The following is a 13,851-nucleotide window of genomic DNA, read 5'->3' on the forward strand; positions in this document are numbered from 1 at the left end:
GAACTTGCTCGTATCGATCGGTATCTTCACGACAATTGCCTTGGGACTACAAGTGTTGACTGCGATCTTACCCCTGGGGGTTTCAGAACTGTGTGCGAATCAATTTTTTATCCAGCTTGCCGACACTGGTACGCGGAATCGCCCCCACGACACGAACCTCGGTCGGAATGGCCCATTTTGACAGCGCGCCAAGAGTCACAAAGCTCATCAGATGTGCCTTGATCGAATCGGCATCCAGCGTATCGGTCGACGGGGCCTGAACCAGCAGCGCAACTGGACGCTCCCCCCAGCGGGCATCCGGTATCCCCACCACTGCACATTCGTTTACGTGTGGATGTCGGCTGATCAGGCTTTCGATGTCCAATGACGAAATCCACTCCCCGCCTGTCTTGATCAAATCCTTGAGGCGGTCATGGATGCGCACCAACCCGTCAGGATCGATGCTGGCAACGTCGCCGGTGTGCAGCCAACCGCCCTGCCAGAGTTTTTCGCTGTTGTCGGGATCTTTGTAATACCCAGGCGTCAGCCAGGGACTGCGGACCAGCAACTGCCCGACCTGGTGGCCATCCTGGGGCAAAGGCTGATGTTGCTCATCCACCAGCTTCATCTGAACCAGTGGTGCTATTACCCCTGCGCTACAGCGCCAGTGCAACTGCTGCTCCTCATCATCCTCGGCAAAGCCTGCCGGCAAACTGGTCAGCGAAATGATCGGACAGGTTTCCGACATGCCGTAGGCGCCGCGCACATCCACGTTCATGGCCAACGCCTTGCGAGCCAGGCCGGCGGATAACGCTGAGCCGCCCACCAGCACATGCCAGCCCGAGAGATCAGCGCCCGTCGCTTCAGCTGCACCCAGGACCATGGCCAACAAAGTGGGCACGCAATGCGAGTAACTGACGCGCTCGTTCACCACCAGCGACGCCAACACATTGGGTTCGTATCGCCCTGGATAGACCTGCTTGCACCCCATCATCGTGGCGATGTAGGGCACACCCCAGGCGTGCACATGGAACATCGGGGTGATGGGCATGTAGACCCTGTCGCGATTGAGCAATGGTGCGCCGGCACTGGCGTGTGCGTTGGCACCCACCAGCGTGTGGAGCACCAACTGGCGATGGGTGAAGTACACGCCCTTGGGGTTGCCGGTGGTCCCCGTTGTATAGAACAGGGTCGCCACCGCATTTTCGTCAAACTCGGGAAAGTCATAATGCGTCGGTTGGCGGCCCAATAGCGCTTCGTATTCGCCAAGCACAGTGAGCGACGTTTCAGGTCCTAGCCCCTCATCCTCGCAGAGCACATACCCGCGAACGCTAGGTAGATGTGCGCTAATCGATTCCAGCAACGGAATGAAATCGCGGTGCGCCAGCACAAAGGTGTCTTCGGCATGCGCCATGGTGAATTGTACCTGCTCGGGGGCCAGGCGCACGTTGACCGTGTGCAGCACGGCGCCAAGCATCGGAATGGCAAAAAAGCATTCCAGATAGCGATGGCTGTCCCAATCCAGCACGGCCACTGTATCCCCCGCCTTGACCCCCAATTCGCTCAGCGCATGAGCCAGCTGGTGCACGCGGCGATTCAGCGTCGGGTAGTCGTAACGGGTGATATTGCGATAGACGATCTCGTTGTTTCCCGCTGCGCGTACACCCGCCTCGAGCAATCCTGCAATCAGCAGGGGCGACGATCTAAAGCTTTCTGTGTTCGCCAGAAACTTCGGTTGATGAGGCAGATTCATCATTCCTCCAGTGGCATTGAGTCTTGTCGTTATTGGCCATTTTTATAGCGCGATGCCGTTTTCCGATCTTCAACCCCAGGGTGGAATTGCAACAGGTTCAAGGTGGACAAATTTCTGCGCCCCGCCCTTGACCAACCCTCTTTCTCCACCCTGTCCAAAGGCAAATTCCACCTTCAGGTTGAAGCTCGCCAGAAGCTGGTGCTCTTAAATGGGCCATCGACTACGAACCCACTCCTGTGAGGAATCCGGACTCATGAGCATCTTCAAACCCTTCACCTTTGACACCGTTGCCTCGATCGTCGCCGAGTGGGGCGCCGCGCGTCGCCTGGGCGAAATCCTGGGAAACTGGACCGAGCGGCGCAATCTGCTGATCGTCACCGATAAATTCCTCCATACCGCAGGCCTGCTCGACGCGGCCAAGGCTTCACTGGTTGAGGCCGGCTTTGCGGTCAGCGTGTTCGACGACGTGGTTGCCGACCCACCTGAAGCAGTGCTGTACGACTGCGTAGGTCAGGCCAAAGCCGCAAACGTCGACCTGGTGCTGGGCCTGGGCGGCGGTTCGTCGATGGACATTGCCAAACTGGCCGCCGTGCTGATCCCCTCCAACCAGGTGCTGGCCGAGCTTTATGGCATCGGCAAGGTCAAGGGCACCCGCTTGCCATTGGTGCAAATTCCGACCACGGCGGGTACCGGCTCGGAGGTGACCAACATCACCATTCTGACCACAGGTGAGACGACCAAAATGGGCGTCGTATCCAACCAGCTGTATGCCGACAAGGTCATCCTCGACGCCGAGCTGACCACCGGCCTGCCACCGCTGATCACCGCCGCCACCGGTATCGATGCGATGGTGCACGCCATCGAGGCCTACACCAGCCGGCATCGAAAGAACCCGGTATCGGATGCCCTCGCCCGCGAGGCCTTGAGGCTGTTGACGCGCAACCTGATCGCAGCCTGCGAAGACGGCAAGAATCGCCTGGCCCGCGAGGCAATGCTGCTCGGCGCGACGCTCGCGGGCCAAGCGTTTGCCAATGCCCCGGTCGCCGCAGTGCATGCACTGGCGTATCCGCTGGGCGGCCATTACCACATCCCCCACGGGCTTTCCAATGCGCTGATGCTGGGGCCGGTATTGCGCTTCAACCTGAGTGCCGCAGCGCCGCTGTACGCGGAACTGGCTGACGTGTTGCTGGGTGCAAGCAACGCGACGGTCACTGCCCGTGCGGCCCGCTTCGTCGAATTCATGGAAGACCTGATGAACCGCTCCGGTGCGCCGCGTCGCCTGCGCGACGTCAACGTCCGCGAAGACAGTCTGGCACTACTGGCCCATGACGCCATGAAGCAGGAGCGCCTGTTGATGAACAACCCCGTCGAAGTGCGCGAGGCGGACGCCTTGGCTCTTTACCGAAAAGCCTTCTGACCAGCCCCCTTATCGTCCCTATTCACGAGGAATCGATCCATGTTGAACACAGCACAAACTTCCTACGACATCGTCATTCTCGGCGCGGGCTTCGGCGGCCTGGGCATGGGTGCCCAGCTGAAAATGCAAGGCATCGACAACTTCATCATCCTGGAGCGCGGCGCGCGCATTGGCGGGGTATGGCGCGATAACGCCTACCCCGGAGCCGCCTGCGATACCGAGTCACACTTGTACTGCTACAGTTTTTACCCGCACCTTCGCGTCAGCAAGATGTATGCAGACCGCGATGAACTGCTGCGTTACATGGACGCCATGGCCGCTCGTTATGACTTGATGAAACACGTCAAACTCAACAGCGAGCTGAGCCAGGCTCACTGGGACGAACAGGCTAACCGCTGGGCTTTCGAACTCGCCGACGGTCGGCGTTTGCAGGGGCGTTTTTTCGTCCCGGCCTGGGGTCAACTGAACAAGCCGGCCATCCCGGCGTTCAAGGGCCTGGAGACCTTTGCCGGCCACGCATTCCACTCGGCCCAATGGCCAGAGGGCCTGGACCTCACCGGCAAGAAAGTCGCCAGTATTGGCGCAGCGGCCAGTGCCGTGCAGTACGTGCCGGAGGTGGCGAAGCAGGCGAGCCATTTGACAGTATTCCAACGCAGCGCCAACTGGATCATGCCGCGCAACCAGATGGTCTTCTCTCGGGAGCAACTGGATGCTTATAGCGCGCAACCGCAGCTGTACGAAGAAAGTCGGCGCACCCTGCACGCCTTTCGCGAAAACGGCTTCGCACGCACCCGTCACGGTACCGACGCACAGCAGGAAGGCATCAAAATGGCCACCGGCCACTTGGCGGCGCAAGTGTCGGATGAAGCGCTTCGCGCCAAGCTGACCCCGGACTACGAGTTCGCCTGCAAACGAATCCTGCGCTCCGATGACTATTACCCGGCGCTGATGCGCAGCAACGTGACACTGGAAACGGCTGCCGTCGACCGGTTCGTCCCCGAAGGCATCATCGACAAAAACGGCACGCTGCACGAACTGGACAGTGTGATCTTCGGCACCGGCTTTGAAAGCCAGGCTTTCCATGGTGATCTGCAGGTGACCGGAACCCGCGGCCAGACCCTGCACGATCGCTGGGCACAAGGTGCCGAAGCCTACCTGGGCATGACGGTGCCGGGCTTCCCGAACATGTTCATGATTTACGGGCCCAACACCAACCTGAACCACAACTCGATTATTACCATGCTCGAGATCCAGCAGCGCTACATTATCCAGGCCGTCAAAGGGCTCGGCGAACATCCGCGCACCGCAATCGACGTCAAGCCCGACACCTTCAACGCCTACAACGATTCGCTGCAAACCAACATGCAGTCGTCGGCGTTCTCCTCCGACTGCTCCAGCTGGTACAAAAATGCCGCCGGCAAGGTCATCAACAACTGGTCGGGCACCGTTGACGAGTACCGGGCACTGGCCGCGGACTGGAAGGTGGATGATTATCGTCTGTTGGTTGCCAGGGAGTCTGTGTATTCATGAACAGATCGATAGCTGAGCCTGTTCCGCTGTATCAGATCGCCGCTGACGCAGTTGACCTGATCAGGGCCTTCAGGGTCAGTGGCGAAGTATCTTTCCAGGACGTAACGCCGGAGCAGGCGCGAGCGAACTATCTCAAGGCTTGCGCCAGCAATGGCCTGAAACCGGAGGTCGTCGCGGACATCCGCACGCTGGATTACCCAGTGACTGACGGTATGGCAAGTCTGCGCCTGTATCGCCCCATTGGCGTGCCAGCGGACGTGGTGACGCCCGTGATGGTCTTTATCCATGGTGGTGGCTGGGTGATTGGCAACCTGGACAGCCACGACAGCATCTGCCGTGCGCTGGCCAATCAATCTTGCGCGACGGTCATCGCAGTGCAATACCGCCTCGCGCCGGAGCACCGTTTTCCAGTGCCGCTGGATGATTGCTTTGCAGCCATCCAGTACATCACCACCCAGGCGTCAGTGCTTAAGGTCGACCCCAGGCGGGCGTTGATTGGGGGTGATAGCGCGGGTGGGAACATGGCCACCGTGCTGGCCAACGACCCCGCATGCCAGGCACTGGGCATGACGTTCAAGGGGCAGGTGCTGTTTTATCCGGTCACCGATCTGACCGCCAGCCAGCCGTCGTATCAGCGCATCACCTGCGGCTTTCCCCTGACAGCCCGATCAATGCACTGGTTCAGGGATCAATACACTACTGAGGATCAAGACTGGCGCGATGCGCGCCTATCTCCCCTGCTGCATGCCGAGGGCCGCAAGCAACCGCCCCTGTTCATCGTGACCGTGGGCCATGACCCGCTAGCTGATGAGGGCATCGCTTACGCCAGCGCCGCCGCCCGCGCCGGCTCCGAGGTGGCTCATCACCACTTGCCAGGGCATGCTCACGGTGTACTGACCAGCGCCGGAAAAATAGAAACCGGCCGCCAGTTGCTCGAGCAGGCGGCTGAATTTATTGCCCGCAAACTCAACACCAACTGTTGAACGTGCAACCTCGGAAGCCGTAAGGATTCCGGGGTACACAAACAGCAACGGCCTGTCCTTTTTGAACCTGTTTTAGCCCTCGGGCGCTTCATACACTCCCCCTGCAGCTGAAAAACCGAGGGACAACCCCTCACCTGACGACAGTTTTAGCCGATGGAGGCGATTCAATGCGATTCAATAATAAAGTAGCCATTGTGACCGGTTCGAGCTCAGGCAACGGCCGCGCAATCGCCCTGGCGCTCGCTGCGGAAGGTGCTCATCTGGTGTGCTCGGATCTCTCCAAAAGTGCCCGCCCGGAAGGCTTTGAAAAAGACCTGCACATCGACACCGACGACCTGATTTGCCAGAACGGCGGTGAGGCGATTTTCGTCAAGGCCGATGTCTCCAAGTACGCCGACATGGACAATCTGGTTCAGGAAGCCGTGAGACGTTTTGGCCGCCTGGACATCATGATCAACAACGCTGGCGTCGCGGTTGAGCTCAAGACCATCGTTGAAGAAACCGAGGCCGATTACGACCTGACCATGAACGTCAACACCAAGGGCACTTGGCTGGGGTGCAAGTTCGCGATTACCCAAATGATGAAACAGGAGGTCAGTGACACTGGCACTCGCGGCAAGATCGTCAACATCTCGTCCATCGGCGGGTTGGTTGGCCTGGCGCAAGAGGCGTCCTACTGCGCCTCCAAAGGCGCCGTGAACAATCTGACCCGGCAGTTGGCCGTCGACTTTGCGCAACACAAGATCAACGTCAATGCCGTTTGCCCGGGGTTCCTCGCCACAGCCATGGTTCGCCAGGAACTGGACAACCCCGAGATCAAGACACTGCTGGAAAACCTGACGCCCTGGCCGCGTATCGGCAACGTTGAAGACGTTTCCAAGGCCGTAACCTTCCTTGCCTCGGAAGACGCTCAGTGGATGACCGGTTCACTGCTGACCGTTGATGGTGCCTACACAGCTCAGTGATTGAGGCGGCCACTGTAGAGAGCAAAGGAGGCGCCCACTGGGCGCCTCCTTTTTTTGCACGGCCGGACAGCACACCATACGCTGGGTAAATTACGTCTTTTCAGGTGAGTATGCGACGATGAAAAAAGGGGGGCATCCACTCAGTGGAGCCCCCCCTTTTTCAAACCCGTGACCTGTCTATGCCATCAGCGTCGTGCAACCGCCAATATTGCCGCGCGTTCCGTGGCTGCAATAAAGCCATCGACGTCCTCTTCGGTCATGACCGTCGAAAGGAACGCCTTGCCGGTCTTGGCAATGTGATAGCCCTCCAGCACCAGATTGCGTTGCAGCGCGGTCACCCACTTCATTTCCTCCTTGCTGGAGTAACCGGAGCGGTAGTCCTGCACCTCACGCTGATGACCAAACACCATGAACATCGACGAGAAGCCGGTCACCTGGCCAGGGAAATCAGCATTGGCAAACGCTTGGGTCAACCCTGCGCGCAAGCGGTCGCCGAGCACGTCCATACGATCGGATTCGGCCTGGGTATACAGGTCCAGGGCGATTTTGCCGGCCGTCATGGTGATCGGGTTCGCGGTGAAGGTCCCACTCCATGGCAACAGCGGCTTGCCCTCGCGGTGGTCGAACACTTGCATGAACTTGCGCGAGCCCGCTACCGCCCCGACCGGGAATCCGCCACCGATGATTTTCGCCAGTACGGTCAGATCCGGTTTGATGTTAAAGCGGGTTTGCGCCCCGCCGCTGTGCACGCGGAAGGTGATGACTTCATCGAGAATGAACACAGCGCCGATTTCGGTCGAAACCCGGCGGATCATTTCAACGAAAGCCTGGGACACTGGCACAAAACCGAAGTAGCTGGGCGCCGGATCGATGATGATCGCCGCGATCGCATCGCGGTGGGCCAGGATGATACGTTCGGCTGCCTCTACGTCGTTGAAGGGAATGACCACGACGTCGTTCTTGACGCCTTCAGGGGTGCCCTTCGAATAGCCGATGGACTGGGGGTCTTCACCCCAGTTTTCCGGCGATGAGTCGAGGCTGACTTCGGCATAATCGTAAGAGCCGTGGTAAACCCCCTCCGCCTTGACGATTTTAGAGCGCCCGGTGATTGCGCGAGCCGCCTTGATCGCGCACATCACCGCTTCGGAACCGGAATTGGAGAAGCGAATCCATTCGAAGCCTTCGGCGCGGGCGCAGATTGTTTCGGCCAGTGCGACTTCAGGCTCGGTCGGCAGCGTAAACGCTGTGCCTTTGGTCACCTGCTCCTGGATCGCCGCGACGATCGCCGGGTGAGCATGACCGTGGATCAGCGAAGCGAAGTTGTTCAGCAGGTCCAGCCGGCGCGTGCCGTCGACATCGGTGACATAAGCCCCTGAACCGCTACCGGCGTACACAGGGAAAGGTTCCTGCCACGGAAGGATTCGAGTGATACCACCCGGCATGACCTGACTGGCGCGGTCATACAGGGCTTTGGATTGGCTGTGGGTTTCTGGCCATTTTGCAGCGGACATAGGTGTTTCCTTCAAAGGCAGTAGGCTTGATCAGAGGTGACGCTTGAACCATTCGACGGCGGCTGAACTTGAGGCTTCGAATTCGCTCAGGTATGGGTCGAAGTGACCGCAGTCGAGCAGCACCAGATGCTTGGGCTGCAACGCACGCTCATAGGCCTTGAGCGCGAGGTCAGGAACAGTGACGGTGTCTTTCTGGGCGACGATGATTTGCAAGGGTGTGGGGCTGATACGGTCAATCGCGTAAGCCGGTTCGTACTCGTTGAGCAATTCGATACTCTTGAGCGTGACCTCATTGCGCCAGGCCGGTGCCACGCTGCGGTGGCTGTCAATGAAGTAGTCGTAGGAATCCTGGCCTGGCAATGCGCAGTCAGACTTCGGGTCTTCATTGACCACTTCCATCAGCAGCGGATGATCACCGGCATAACGCGCCGCGCGGTCGGCCTCGAAAGCCTCCACCAACCCGGGCATCAGGTCCGGGCGTACGGCCATGCGCACATCGGCGGAGCCACTGATGGCTGGCACCTGCGCGGACACGCACTTGACCCGACGGTCGAAGGCTGCCACTTGCAGTACATGGCCGCCGCTGTAGCTGGAACCCCAGATACCGATCCGCGAAGCGTCAATGTTGTCGAGGCCGCTGACGTAAGTAATTGCATCGCGGTAGTCGCGAACCTGCAACATCGGATCGGCCTCTTGGCGAGGCAGCCCTTCGCTGGCGCCGAAGTTGCGGTTGTCGTAAACCAGCACCGCAAAACCTTTTCTGGCAAACGTCTCGGCATAGCGGTCCAGGTACTGTTCCTTCACCGCCGTAAAGCCGTGCGCCATGACAATCGCCGGATGCGAGCCAGCCCCGTTCTGTGGAGTAAAGAGCCAGCCCTTGAGCGTCAGGCCATCGGTTGTCTTGAAGCTGATATCTGCACGCATGAGGGTCTCCTGCCAATCAATTACCAGCCGTAAATTCGGCCACTGGGGGGAGATGGTGAATCGCAACGCCGTGGGTGCACAGGTGCACAGTGGCCAAACTTCTGTGGTTGAAAGCCAAGCGCAGAACTGGCCGCAGAAGTGCGGAAATTTGGCCGGCAGCCACCTGTTGGCCGCCGGCGGTGATACCTATGATCTGGTCATGCTCCGCGGGACACCAGGAGCACATACAGTTTCTACCGACCGGAGAACATCATGCTCGCGACTGAAATCCAAGCCCCTGCAAAAATCAGAGAAGTACCCGCTGGCACAGCACCTGAGATCGTCAAGCGCATCATCGACGAAGACGGCGGTGTGATCATCAAGGGCCTGTTCAAAGCGCAGGTCGAGCGATTCAATGCCGACATGGACCCAATTGTCTCCAACTGGGCGGCAGGCTATGACGGTCCTGAATGGATGAAAGAATTCGCCGGCAAGAAAACCAAACGCATCACCCAATTGATTCGCCGCAGCAAGACTTTCCGCGAAGAGATGCTCGACCACGAAATCATGCTGTCGTATGTCGACACACTGATGCTGGACACCAGTGACGCCTATTGGATGAACGCTGCGCAAATCATCGAAATCCAGCCTGGTGAGAAGCAGCAGTTCCTACACCGCGATCTGGAAAACTACCCGGTGTTTCGCAACCTTGGCCCAGCTGGGCCAGAAGTGATGTGCAACTGTTTGGTGGCGCTCTCGGAATACACCGAAGAAATGGGTGCCACGCGCATCATCCCGGGCAGCCATGCCTGGCCCGATTTCAATGATCGCGAGCGTATCGACAGCACACCGACCATTCCAGCCGTCATGGAAAAAGGCGACGCCATTCTCTACTCCGGAAAAATGGTCCACGGTGGCGGCGCCAACGTCTCGGATCGTCCACGCCGTGCACTGGCCCTGGCCTTCTGCCCCGGCTGGCTGGTACCTGAAGAGGCCTACCCGTTCGCCGTTCCACTGGAAATGGCCCGAACCCTTAGCAAACGCGGTCAGCAACTGACCGGTTTCCGGTCCATGCATAACCAGAAATTGGGCGGTGGCACCTTGTGGAGCCTGGACTACGTTGAGCTGGCCAAGGTGCTCGAACTGGACGACTGACTGCTATTTCACCTACCGCTTGTAAAGGACCCGTGCATGCCGCACTCGACAGAATCGTGGGCTCAAAACGATATCGATTTTCACCTCCACTCCTACACCGATGCGCGTGCGCACCAGGAGAAAGGGCCATTGATCATCGAGCGCGGCGACGGGGTTTATGTCATCGACAACCAGGGTAATCGTTACCTGGAGGGCATGGCCGGATTGTGGAGTACGGCGCTGGGCTTCAGCGAACAAAGGCTGGTCGCCGCAGCCCATCGTCAATTGCAAACGCTGCCGTTCTACCACACCTTCAGCCATAAATCGCACCCCTCCAGCATCTCTCTGGCCGAGAAACTGATTGCACTGGCGCCTGTGCCGATGAGCAAGGTGTACTTCACCAATTCAGGCTCGGAAGCCAACGACGTGCTGGTCAAACTCATCTGGTACCGCAACAACGCTATCGGCCAGCCCAGGCGCAAGAAGTTCATCAGCCGCCTCGGGGGTTACCATGGCGTGACGGGCCTAAGCGCGAGTCTCACTGGACTGGCCACTGTCCACAACGGTTTTGATTTGCCACTCCCTGGTTTTCTGCACGTCAGTACCCCGCATTTCTATCGCTACGCGCTACCGGGGGAAACCGAGGAGCAATTTGCCAGCCGCCTCGCAGAAGAGCTGGAAGACCTCATCAATCGAGAAGGTCCAGAAACCATCGCCGCCTTCGTCGCCGAACCTCTCATGGGAGCCGGTGGCGTCATCGTTCCCCCAAACACCTATTGGGAAAAAATCCAGAAAGTCTGTCGCCGTCACGAGGTGTTGATCGTAGCCGATGAAGTGATCTGCGGGTTTGGTCGCACGGGCAAGCTTTTTGGCTGCGAGACATTCGCAATCGTTCCGGATGCGATGGTTCTTTCAAAGCAGCTATCTTCGTCTTATCAGCCGATTGCTGCGGTAATGATCAATGACGACCTCTATCAAGGCATTGCTGATCAGAGTCGTGCCCTGGGTGTTTTGGGAACCGGCTTTACCGGGAGCGGACATCCGGTTGCGACGGCTGTAGCGCTTGAAAATGTAAGAATCATCGAAGAAGACAAACTGGTGGAACACGCCGCGCAAATGGGCGCACGTCTGCATGCTGGACTTGAATCACTGGCATTACATCCTCTGGTGGGAGAAGTACGCGGTTGTGGGTTGATTGCTGGCGTCGAACTGGTCGCCGACAAAGGTAACAAGAGTCCTTGGGATTTCGTCGGGAAGTTGGGAAAGTACTTTATGGCCAGAGCTCAGGCCAATGGCCTGATCGTGCGAGGTATTGGGGACACGATCGCGCTATGTCCGCCGTTGATTATCAATGCGGTGGAAATCGATGTATTACTGGAGCGATTTGTACGTTCGCTCGACGAAACTCATTTCTATCGAGCCCTTCAAGTCAGCATCCCCAACAACTGACTCAACACCGCACGCGACTTGCCGTTTTTCAGACCGGTAGCTGCCCTTGAGAAGTAAATTTTGCCAGCCGTCGCAAGTTCTGCCCCGCGGCGGCTAGCGTGAATTCATCGGTCGCGTCACTTAAGCCACGTAGTCGCAAACGATCCAATTTCTGGATGCGCTTGAGGTTGTCAAACAACTTTTCGACCTGATTGCGCTCGTGGCGAAAGCACTGAAATGGATGATGGCTAACGATGTAACCTAAACAAGGAAATCCTCCACCAGCTTGACCCAGCAATCAGAACCCAAGCGGATCAACTCGTCGTTGAAGTCATAGTGCGGGTTATGCACGGAGCAGCCATGAAACTCGCCCTCGCCGTTGCCCAGCATGAAGTAACAGCCCGGCACTTCGCCGAGCATCCAGGCAAAATCCTCAGTGCCCATGACCTTGGGCCCGCGGCTGTGCAAGCAGCCAGGTTCGAACAGCGGCTCCAGACTCTGGCGCACCCGTTGCGTCTCGGCCCCATCGTTGATCAGCGCTGGCGCCAGTTGGGTGATTTTCAAGTCGATGCGGACGCCGAATGATTGCTCGTGGCCGCGGACAATCTGCTCCAGGCGCTGGTTGATTTTCTGCTGGGTCTGCGGGGTGTCGGTGCGCACACTGACCAGCATGCTGACCTCATCGGGAATGATGTTGTAGACGCTGCCGGCCTGGAGCATGCCGATGCTGATCACCGCGTATTCCTCAGGGCCCAGGTTACGCGACTTGATGGTCTGGATCGCGTTGATCAAGCTGGCCACCACGGGCACCGGATCGACCGCCAGTTCGGGCATGGCACCGTGTCCCCCTTTGCCGGTAATGCTCAGCTGCACCCGTTCGGACGACGCCATGGTCGGTCCCGCCTGAACCACGACCGTGCCCACAGGTGCGCCGGGCATGTTGTGCAGGGCAAAAATCGCATCGCACGGAAAACGCTGGAACAGGCCGTCGTCGATCATCGCCTTGGCCCCGCACAACCCCTCCTCGTCGGGCTGGAAAATCAGATTAAGGGTGCCATTGAAGTCGGCGCCGGTCGCCAGGCGATAAGCGGCTGCGAGCAAGATCGCGGTGTGGCCGTCGTGACCGCAGGCATGCATGCGGCCGGCGATCTGACTGGCATGAAGACCAGGGTGTGTTCGTTGTTCAAGTTCAGCTTCCAGAAAACGCCAGCTCTGAACGCAACGAAGAAGTGCTAACCGCGGTGCGCGAGTACTTTGCAGAAGAGGAGCATGACAGCGTAGCGTCCTCGTTTACCATCACAGATCAGCATTCCGATCTTCAACGGAGGACGTCTGCGGGCAAATCTTGACTACGCAGAAATCCAGAAAGATATCGGCGTCGCCGAGTACGAGAACCTACTCACCACATTGAGTGGTTTGTCGGCTCTTCGTTGACCTTTGCTCCTCTGTTATTGGGTTAGTTTGAGGTTTTTTTCTTCGTGCAGGCGCACCTATCCCTTGGCAGGTGGCCCTTGAGATGTAAATTCATCAGTCGCGCCACGCTTTTCCCTTACCGCCGCCAGAGAACACTTTCTTTTTGACCTGGGACAAGGCAGCCCTGCACAACCCACGCGTGAGCTTCATGCGCGAGCACATGAGTCGACTTATCGAACAGGGCATTTTCACGTTGAGCTGCTGACTTTGGCCTTATTGGGCAGAACGGCGCGCGTCTGCCATTATCCTTTGCCACCCCTTCCTGTGTGCTTATCAACATGATCCAGTTGCAAGACTACTTTCGCAGCCGCGTTTCACAGGCAGCCTATGATCTGTTCGCCGTTTTTTCCCGCTTTGAATACGCGATGAAAAAGGGAGGTTTTCGGCGGCGTGACAGCGCTGATGCGGCATGGACCAAATTCGCTAACGATCTTCCAGCGGATATTTTTCCCCGCTTGCACGCGGCACCCGAGGTGGCCATTTATTTCGACGCTCCGCCGGATCGATTGGTGGCCGACACTGGTGAAGGCGTCCAATGGTCCGGCACACCCACCACGCCGTCCACATTGCGAGAGTTGCTTGATTGCATAAAAATCGCCCGGAACAATCTATTCCACGGTGATAAACGGCATGACAACCGGAGGGACACTGAACTCATGGCTGCGGCACTGTTCGTGCTCAACCATATTTATGAATCCATTGAGCACGAGCCAAAATTTGATGCCTTCATCTCAGAAATGGAATATGGCCTGTGACCCTGAAGCAATTGATCTCA

General features: G+C 58.2%; 10 protein-coding genes and 2 pseudogenes. 7 read left to right on the top strand and 5 right to left on the bottom strand.

Features of this window, described 5'->3' with window-relative positions:
- Positions 1–82: 82 nt before the first annotated feature.
- Entirely contained in the window at positions 83–1,732 is a 1,650-nt protein-coding gene (locus HGP31_RS19390; protein ID WP_168758467.1) for a fatty acid--CoA ligase, read from the bottom strand.
- Between the two features lie 253 nt (positions 1,733–1,985).
- Between HGP31_RS19390 and HGP31_RS19395 the strand changes: the two genes are divergently transcribed.
- The 4 genes from HGP31_RS19395 to HGP31_RS19410 all read left to right on the top strand — a co-directional run bounded on the left by HGP31_RS19395 (position 1,986) and on the right by HGP31_RS19410 (position 6,627).
- The gene (locus HGP31_RS19395) at positions 1,986–3,149 is read left to right on the top strand and encodes an iron-containing alcohol dehydrogenase (RefSeq protein ID WP_168758468.1); all 1,164 of its coding nucleotides are present in this window, start codon (positions 1,986–1,988) and stop codon (positions 3,147–3,149) included.
- 39 nt (positions 3,150–3,188) lie between these two features.
- Positions 3,189–4,679: a flavin-containing monooxygenase gene (locus HGP31_RS19400; protein ID WP_205896179.1), complete on the top strand. Its 1,491-nt coding sequence runs from the start codon at positions 3,189–3,191 to the stop codon at positions 4,677–4,679.
- A complete protein-coding gene (locus HGP31_RS19405) occupies positions 4,676–5,662 on the top strand; it encodes an alpha/beta hydrolase (protein WP_168758469.1) in 987 nt (328 codons plus the stop codon). The genes HGP31_RS19400 and HGP31_RS19405 overlap by 4 nt, the downstream gene beginning before the upstream one ends.
- Before the next feature lie 167 nt (positions 5,663–5,829).
- Positions 5,830–6,627, top strand: a complete 798-nt coding sequence (locus tag HGP31_RS19410; protein ID WP_168758470.1) for an SDR family NAD(P)-dependent oxidoreductase — start codon at positions 5,830–5,832, stop codon at positions 6,625–6,627.
- A 185-nt stretch (positions 6,628–6,812) separates the two neighbouring features.
- Here the strand turns inward: HGP31_RS19410 and HGP31_RS19415 are convergent, their stop codons facing one another.
- Positions 6,813–8,138, bottom strand: coding sequence for an aspartate aminotransferase family protein (locus HGP31_RS19415; protein WP_168758471.1), 1,326 nt, complete (start codon positions 8,136–8,138; stop codon positions 6,813–6,815).
- 30 nt (positions 8,139–8,168) lie between these two features.
- A complete protein-coding gene (locus HGP31_RS19420) occupies positions 8,169–9,062 on the bottom strand; it encodes an alpha/beta hydrolase (protein ID WP_168758472.1) in 894 nt (297 codons plus the stop codon).
- A gap of 252 nt (positions 9,063–9,314) precedes the next feature.
- Here HGP31_RS19420 and HGP31_RS19425 point away from each other — a divergent pair, with 252 nt between their 5' ends.
- Together HGP31_RS19425 and HGP31_RS19430 are read left to right on the top strand one after the other, a co-directional pair.
- Positions 9,315–10,196, top strand: coding sequence for a phytanoyl-CoA dioxygenase family protein (locus HGP31_RS19425; RefSeq protein ID WP_168758473.1), 882 nt, complete (start codon positions 9,315–9,317; stop codon positions 10,194–10,196).
- 36 nt (positions 10,197–10,232) lie between these two features.
- Positions 10,233–11,624: an aspartate aminotransferase family protein gene (locus tag HGP31_RS19430; RefSeq protein WP_168758474.1), complete on the top strand. Its 1,392-nt coding sequence runs from the start codon at positions 10,233–10,235 to the stop codon at positions 11,622–11,624.
- 28 nt (positions 11,625–11,652) lie between these two features.
- On the opposite strand, the pseudogene HGP31_RS19435 reads toward HGP31_RS19430, so the two are convergent.
- Positions 11,653–11,829: pseudogene (locus HGP31_RS19435) on the bottom strand (transposase); the annotation flags it as partial.
- A 35-nt stretch (positions 11,830–11,864) separates the two neighbouring features.
- Positions 11,865–12,764: pseudogene (locus HGP31_RS19440) on the bottom strand (amidohydrolase); the annotation flags it as partial.
- 590 nt (positions 12,765–13,354) lie between these two features.
- Here HGP31_RS19440 and HGP31_RS19445 point away from each other — a divergent pair.
- Positions 13,355–13,831 carry a hypothetical protein gene (locus tag HGP31_RS19445; protein WP_168758475.1) on the top strand — a complete coding sequence of 159 codons (477 nt, stop codon included), beginning with the start codon at positions 13,355–13,357 and terminating at the stop codon, positions 13,829–13,831.
- Positions 13,832–13,851: the final 20 nt, after the last annotated feature.

Origin of the sequence: Pseudomonas umsongensis (genome assembly GCF_012647205.1) — a bacterium.
Taxonomy (GTDB): domain Bacteria; phylum Pseudomonadota; class Gammaproteobacteria; order Pseudomonadales; family Pseudomonadaceae; genus Aquipseudomonas; species Aquipseudomonas umsongensis.

What these genes read in the sequence shown, in the direction of transcription:
- HGP31_RS19390 (WP_168758467.1), bottom strand. Translation starts at nt 1,732, where the DNA reads ATGAATCTGCCTCATCAACCGAAGTTTCTGGCGAACACAGAAAGCTTT.
- HGP31_RS19395 (WP_168758468.1), top strand. Translation starts at nt 1,986, where the DNA reads ATGAGCATCTTCAAACCCTTCACCTTTGACACCGTTGCCTCGATCGTC.
- HGP31_RS19400 (WP_205896179.1), top strand. Translation starts at nt 3,189, where the DNA reads ATGTTGAACACAGCACAAACTTCCTACGACATCGTCATTCTCGGCGCG.
- HGP31_RS19405 (WP_168758469.1), top strand. Translation starts at nt 4,676, where the DNA reads ATGAACAGATCGATAGCTGAGCCTGTTCCGCTGTATCAGATCGCCGCT.
- HGP31_RS19410 (WP_168758470.1), top strand. Translation starts at nt 5,830, where the DNA reads ATGCGATTCAATAATAAAGTAGCCATTGTGACCGGTTCGAGCTCAGGC.
- HGP31_RS19415 (WP_168758471.1), bottom strand. Translation starts at nt 8,138, where the DNA reads ATGTCCGCTGCAAAATGGCCAGAAACCCACAGCCAATCCAAAGCCCTG.
- HGP31_RS19420 (WP_168758472.1), bottom strand. Translation starts at nt 9,062, where the DNA reads ATGCGTGCAGATATCAGCTTCAAGACAACCGATGGCCTGACGCTCAAG.
- HGP31_RS19425 (WP_168758473.1), top strand. Translation starts at nt 9,315, where the DNA reads ATGCTCGCGACTGAAATCCAAGCCCCTGCAAAAATCAGAGAAGTACCC.
- HGP31_RS19430 (WP_168758474.1), top strand. Translation starts at nt 10,233, where the DNA reads ATGCCGCACTCGACAGAATCGTGGGCTCAAAACGATATCGATTTTCAC.
- HGP31_RS19445 (WP_168758475.1), top strand. Translation starts at nt 13,355, where the DNA reads ATGATCCAGTTGCAAGACTACTTTCGCAGCCGCGTTTCACAGGCAGCC.